The organism is Pseudomonas sp. LAMO17WK12:I10 (assembly GCF_900215185.1).
Lineage (GTDB): Bacteria > Pseudomonadota > Gammaproteobacteria > Pseudomonadales > Pseudomonadaceae > Aquipseudomonas > Aquipseudomonas chlororaphis.
Genome location: NZ_OBDX01000067.1, coordinates 1 through 5,094, shown reverse-complemented (window position 1 = coordinate 5,094; position 5,094 = coordinate 1). Strand labels below are relative to the sequence as shown.

Here is a 5,094-nt window from a genome sequence, read left to right as displayed (position 1 = left end):
CACACGCGGTCGACGTTCAAGTGATCCGGGGGCCAAACAATAGAAGAACAGGACAATGGCACTCAGAACAAGGCGATCTGTTCATGGTAACACCTGCTCCGAGCGGTTTCGTGGTGATGCCCAGGCGCTGGGTAGTGGAGCGAACTCATGCCTGGAATGAGAGGGCTCGACGACTAATTATGCATCACGACCGGTTGTTCGCTGTGAGTGAGGCGTGGGTGTGGCTGGCCGAAGCGCGCATACTCGCGCGCCGACTCACTACATAATTTTGTCTACACCCTCCTAACGCGATACTCATAGTCCGCCCCATTAAGTCTGTACCGGGCACCTTCGGTGCGCAGGTTCAGAAGGTTACGACTGGTGGGTGAATTAATAAGGTAGCGAAGATTGCTAGACATGGAGGACTCTGTGATTTGCCGCTAGTGGGATTAGAGAGTGGAGCGGCATCTAAATGAGAGGTACTAACCGTCAAATGCAGCAATGACCGAGCAGCTATGGACAATGCCCGAAAACTGTTGCGATCCATCAAGGATGATGAACCGCATTTTCAGGAGAGCAACGATGAAAAACAGCCCTAGCCTGTACGACTAGATCGCTCCACTTCCGTACGGCGCTCTGCCCCCTGACGCAAATGAGCCAACACCGCACCACTAGGACCATCTATAGCAACTCCCTGGGGACTGAGCACGATAATGCGGTCAACCAACTCCAACATACGAAGCTTATGAGTCACCAATACCAGTGTATGACCCGACTGAATTGCTGATCTAAGCGCCTGCAGACAACGTTCCTCAGTACCGTCGTCCATAGAAGCAGTAGGTTCATCAAGCAACCAGAGCGATGGATGACCTAACAGCATGCGGGTCAGACCAACCAATTGTTTTTGACCACCAGATAGGCCCTCGCCACCTTCGGATACACGCAAATCCAATCCTTCGGATCGCGAGGACAACAGTGACGACAACCCAGTTGCTTCTGCAGCCTCAAAAATTTTCTGATCGTTTATATAGGGTAAGCCAATGATGAGATTTTCGCGCAATGTCCCACTTATCAAGCGAGTAGATTGCGGTAGATAACCAATGATTTCAGAGCGTCGCTCAGGAGCTATCTGCTGAATGTCAATGCCATCAAGCAGAATTTGACCACGCTCCGCCTTAATAAGCCCGGCAAGCAGCTTTAAAAGCGTGCTCTTACCGCACCCAATACCGCCGAGTATTGCAACGCGCTCGCCGGAGCTGATTCGTAACGATTTCAAATTCAGCGTAACTGGCTGCCCCGGGTAGGAAAACTCCGCCCCCACCACCTCAAGACCACCTTTAATGACCTCTGGCGCCACGGGAGTCTGGACACCATGGTTATCCATTTGCAAGGAAAATAGTTTCTCCAAGTTCTCCATAGCAACTCTGGAATGCGCCCACTGCACCAATAGCCCCGGGATTTGGTTTACGGGGGTTAGTACACGACCTGAAATTATAGAACACGCAATGATAGCACCGATAGACAGCTCCTTTGTAGTAGTAGCCAAGTACGCACCGGTCGCAATCAAACCAACATAGCTTAATTGTTGAATACCAGCAGAGAAGTAGCCAGCCAAGTCATTTAGACTCTTAACGTGCATACCTTCTTTGCTAGTATGTCGAGAAAGCTCGTTCCAACGAGCTTGAACACTCCAAGCGCCGCCACTCGATTTAATCAGCTCACTGCCCTGGATAGCTTCGACTAACAGGCCCTGCCGCCGATTGCCAACCAAGTCCATCCTCGCGGAGTGCTTTTGAATCGCTCGTTTAAATGAGAAGCCGATAGCCACGGCAAAAATCAACGCCACAGTCGGAACAAGCACCATCAGCGGTCCTGCAAGCAAGTACAGAACAAACAAGAAAAACAGAGCAAACGGCGCATCCGTAAGGAAATATAAGAGCGCCGCGACGTAGAACCCTCGCACCGTTTCGAAGCCTCGGACCTGTGCCGCCAGGGTACCCACGCTAGGTGGAAACTGATCTAGCCTCACACTTAGCATGCGTCTAAATACTTCCTGAGCGCATTCAACATCAATAGAGTGCACGGCTCGATCAACAATTTTTGACCGAGACACCTTAACGGCGAACTCCACGAGGATAGCAATAACCACACCAACGCTAAGCACGACGAGGGTGGCCACGCCACCTTGAGCGATTACCCGATCATACACCTGCATGCTATAAAGCGATGTCCCCAGCACCAGAATACTCGCCAATACAGAAGCCAGCGCCGCTTGGATGGCCCAGGTAGTATCATGCCGAAAAATACGAAAAAACATGGAGCGCGCACTCAGAGCCTTGGGAAGCTCCTCTGGCACTTTTATTGGAAGAAATACAACACCTTTGGGCCACTCTGAAACACGCTCTCGCCCCCCGCTACCTTCGACCAGCCACGCGCCATCGCGAGCGCGCCCATATATAAATTTGTAGCCCGTCGCTGGCACCAAAACAACCATTGGGAGATCCGTTTCGTCCGGTTCTACACGCCAACGGGTAACCATCAATCCCAAACATTTGCACAGCTCGAGAACTGCCCTCGCAGACGCCCCGCTCTCGGAAGAGCCCGCCAGAACAGAAAGCCTTTTCCGATCTCGACGGTTGAACCGCCCCCGACAAACCGTAGCAGAAACAAGCCGCTCTCCCAGCCAGATCAAATCATGAGAAAACTGACCATTAGTACCATTAGTATCTTTTGCATCTGCCGCACCGATACTCATATTTGCGGATTGCGCAGCTAACGATGCACCCTTCTCATCCCCTAGAGGGATTTCTTCGCCCTTGCCATTACGCTTCACAAAATTTCTCCACACTGCAGCTTGATGCGAAATGCGTAATACGCCGCACTTGAACGCGCGATCGCAAGCGATCGTGCAACATCTGTACGCTCACGGATCATATTCAAGAGATCAAGCCAACCTCTCTTTCCTGCCAAAAACATACGGTGGTAGGACTCTGATACCCGTTCCACCCCAATCAAGTTTTCCGCCCCCTCCTGAGCGCGTCTCCAAGCAGCCATATACCCTTGAGCATCGGCTACAGCTTGCGCCGTCACGTCACGCCGCGCCGCCTGATAGGCTTCACTCGCGACTTCCCGACCAGACTCCGCAGATCGCACACCAGAAAAGAACGAAAGGCCCGCTCCGAATGATTGCTCTACACCAAACACTACTCGTCCACCGGGCTCTCGCGCGCCATCTATTTGCCCCTGCTGGTAGTCATAACGCACAAAGACAGTGGGCATGGCTTGCACGCGCGCTTGCTTAACATGCGCGTCGGCTGCATCCATCTCAGCGGCCAGCTTTCCAAGCACCGGACTAAAATTGGTGGCGCACATAGCCACCTCGCTTTGCGCTACATCTAAATGCTCTTCTTTCACAGCCAACCGCACGAGCTGCTGAACTTTCAATGGTTCACCTGTTAATTGAGAAAGTTGCTCCATCCCTATCTGCAGCTCTGCTTCCACAGCCGACAAGTCACTGCGAGCCTGAGCCAGACGAGAACGCAACAGGTCCAACTCAGCCTCAGCAGACAGCCCTGACCTCTGACGCCGCTCCATCATGGCCTCTAACTCTTTGAGCTCGACAATTCCCCAGCGTATAGCGTCAAGCTGTTCTGTCGCAGACATTACGCCAGCCCACGCAGACGCGACTCGAGAAGCCAGCTCATGCTGCACCTCACCCACCGACATGAGAGCAACATCACGCCTCGCATTCGCGACCGCCAGATCAGAAGTGAGCCGCCCGCCCGTCCAGATTGGCTGCCTCAATGAAAACGACGTTTGATTTTTCCCATGCAATCGCTCTGCCCCCAGCGAAGGAACGGGATAGAACTGCCAACGTGCGCTTTCTACATCTGCACCCGCCCTGTCAACCGAGGCCTTGCTCGCCATGATCTGAGGATGCTGATCAACTGCCTGCCGAACTAGGTATTTCAAATCGAACTGAGAAGCTTGCTCTAAGCCTGAAGCTTCGCCCCCTGACGCGAACCCGACTACTATCAATAGCGGCCACAGGGGAACACGCAGAGCTTGTACTATTTTCATATCTTGACAACGCATGAATGCGCATCCTCAACAGAGAATCTCGAACATCTTAAATACAGCCCCTAGGAAATTACGATCCACTTCTAAATGGCTACGCCGACTAAACAATGGCCCCTTTCGCACCATGCATGCAATTGCAAATACCGCCTCATTGCGGCGCCAATTTAACTATCTTTTTCGACCCGCCCTATCTCTAGTAACGAACCACCGACGGCAGACGCCTTCCCCGACTAGCTGGCATCACTGCCCTTCGCGACAGCAGAAACCATGCGTACGAAACGATTCAATCCGCAGCGCCGGCAACTAAAAATCGACCTAAAACATCTCGATTGAAATACATACAAAGAAGTTGACAGCGACGTCCGCCTCCCCCCTAGCACTAAAAATATTAATTATTAAAATACTTCCGTAGCGCCGGCATTTTCCCTGCCATCTACTGGGACACGATAGAAAGCCCTCCCTAGAAGAGAGTATCGATACCTATAAAACTATAAAAAATATGCAACAGACTGGAGAAATAGAGTTGATAACCCACCCACTTCTACGCCACATTGAAACATTAACTGTAGTGGTCAACTAATCCCGGACACGACGTTAAGTTTTTCCTCGGCTCGCGCTGGCGCCATCCCATCGTTGAATTGGTGAGGCCGAATCCAGTTGTACCGATGCATCAAAAAGTGACTGATATCGCGTTGTGCTTCCTGCGCAGTTCGATAACCCAAGACCGGGATCCATTCAGTTTTCAAACTGCGCAATACGCGCTCCATCGGCGCGTTGACGCTCCTATGTCAACAAGATCGAGCCGATTCAGCTAAATCCGCCAAGATCAAAGGGTAGAGTTCCCTGACGAGGTAACGCTTCAAACAGCGCTGGATTTCTTTGGAAGACAGACCTTGAGCACTACGCCGGGCGACATAGCATTGGGTTTTGGGGTCGCCACGCATGCGCACCATTGCAATAGTCCACAGGGCGTTGTTCGCAGATCGATTTCCACCTCGGTTCAAACGATGTCGGACTGTTTTTCCCGAGGACGCC

General features: G+C 52.1%; 3 protein-coding genes and 2 pseudogenes. 1 reads left to right on the top strand and 4 read right to left on the bottom strand.

Going from position 1 to position 5,094, the window contains the following annotated elements:
* Positions 1-266: pseudogene (locus tag CRO75_RS31935) on the top strand (IS5/IS1182 family transposase); the annotation flags it as partial.
* Positions 267-574: 308 nt separating this feature from the next.
* Here the strand turns inward: CRO75_RS31935 and CRO75_RS31930 are convergent.
* The 4 genes and pseudogenes from CRO75_RS31930 to CRO75_RS31915 form a co-directional block, all read right to left on the bottom strand.
* On the bottom strand, positions 575-2,812 hold the full coding sequence (locus CRO75_RS31930; protein ID WP_097140611.1) for an ATP-binding cassette domain-containing protein: 2,238 nt from the start codon (positions 2,810-2,812) through the stop codon (positions 575-577).
* Positions 2,809-4,059: a TolC family protein gene (locus CRO75_RS31925; RefSeq protein WP_158539519.1), complete on the bottom strand. Its 1,251-nt coding sequence runs from the start codon at positions 4,057-4,059 to the stop codon at positions 2,809-2,811. The genes CRO75_RS31930 and CRO75_RS31925 overlap by 4 nt, the downstream gene beginning before the upstream one ends.
* Before the next feature lie 572 nt (positions 4,060-4,631).
* A pseudogene (locus CRO75_RS31920) lies at positions 4,632-4,835 on the bottom strand (IS3 family transposase); the annotation flags it as partial.
* Positions 4,836-4,847: 12 nt separating this feature from the next.
* The coding region (locus tag CRO75_RS31915) for a transposase (protein WP_143504320.1) at positions 4,848-5,094 on the bottom strand (247 nt) is incomplete at its 5' end.

Excerpts from the sequence above, each read along its gene's own strand:
- CRO75_RS31925 (WP_158539519.1), bottom strand. The coding sequence starts at position 4,059 with ATGAAAATAGTACAAGCTCTGCGTGTTCCCCTGTGGCCGCTATTGATA.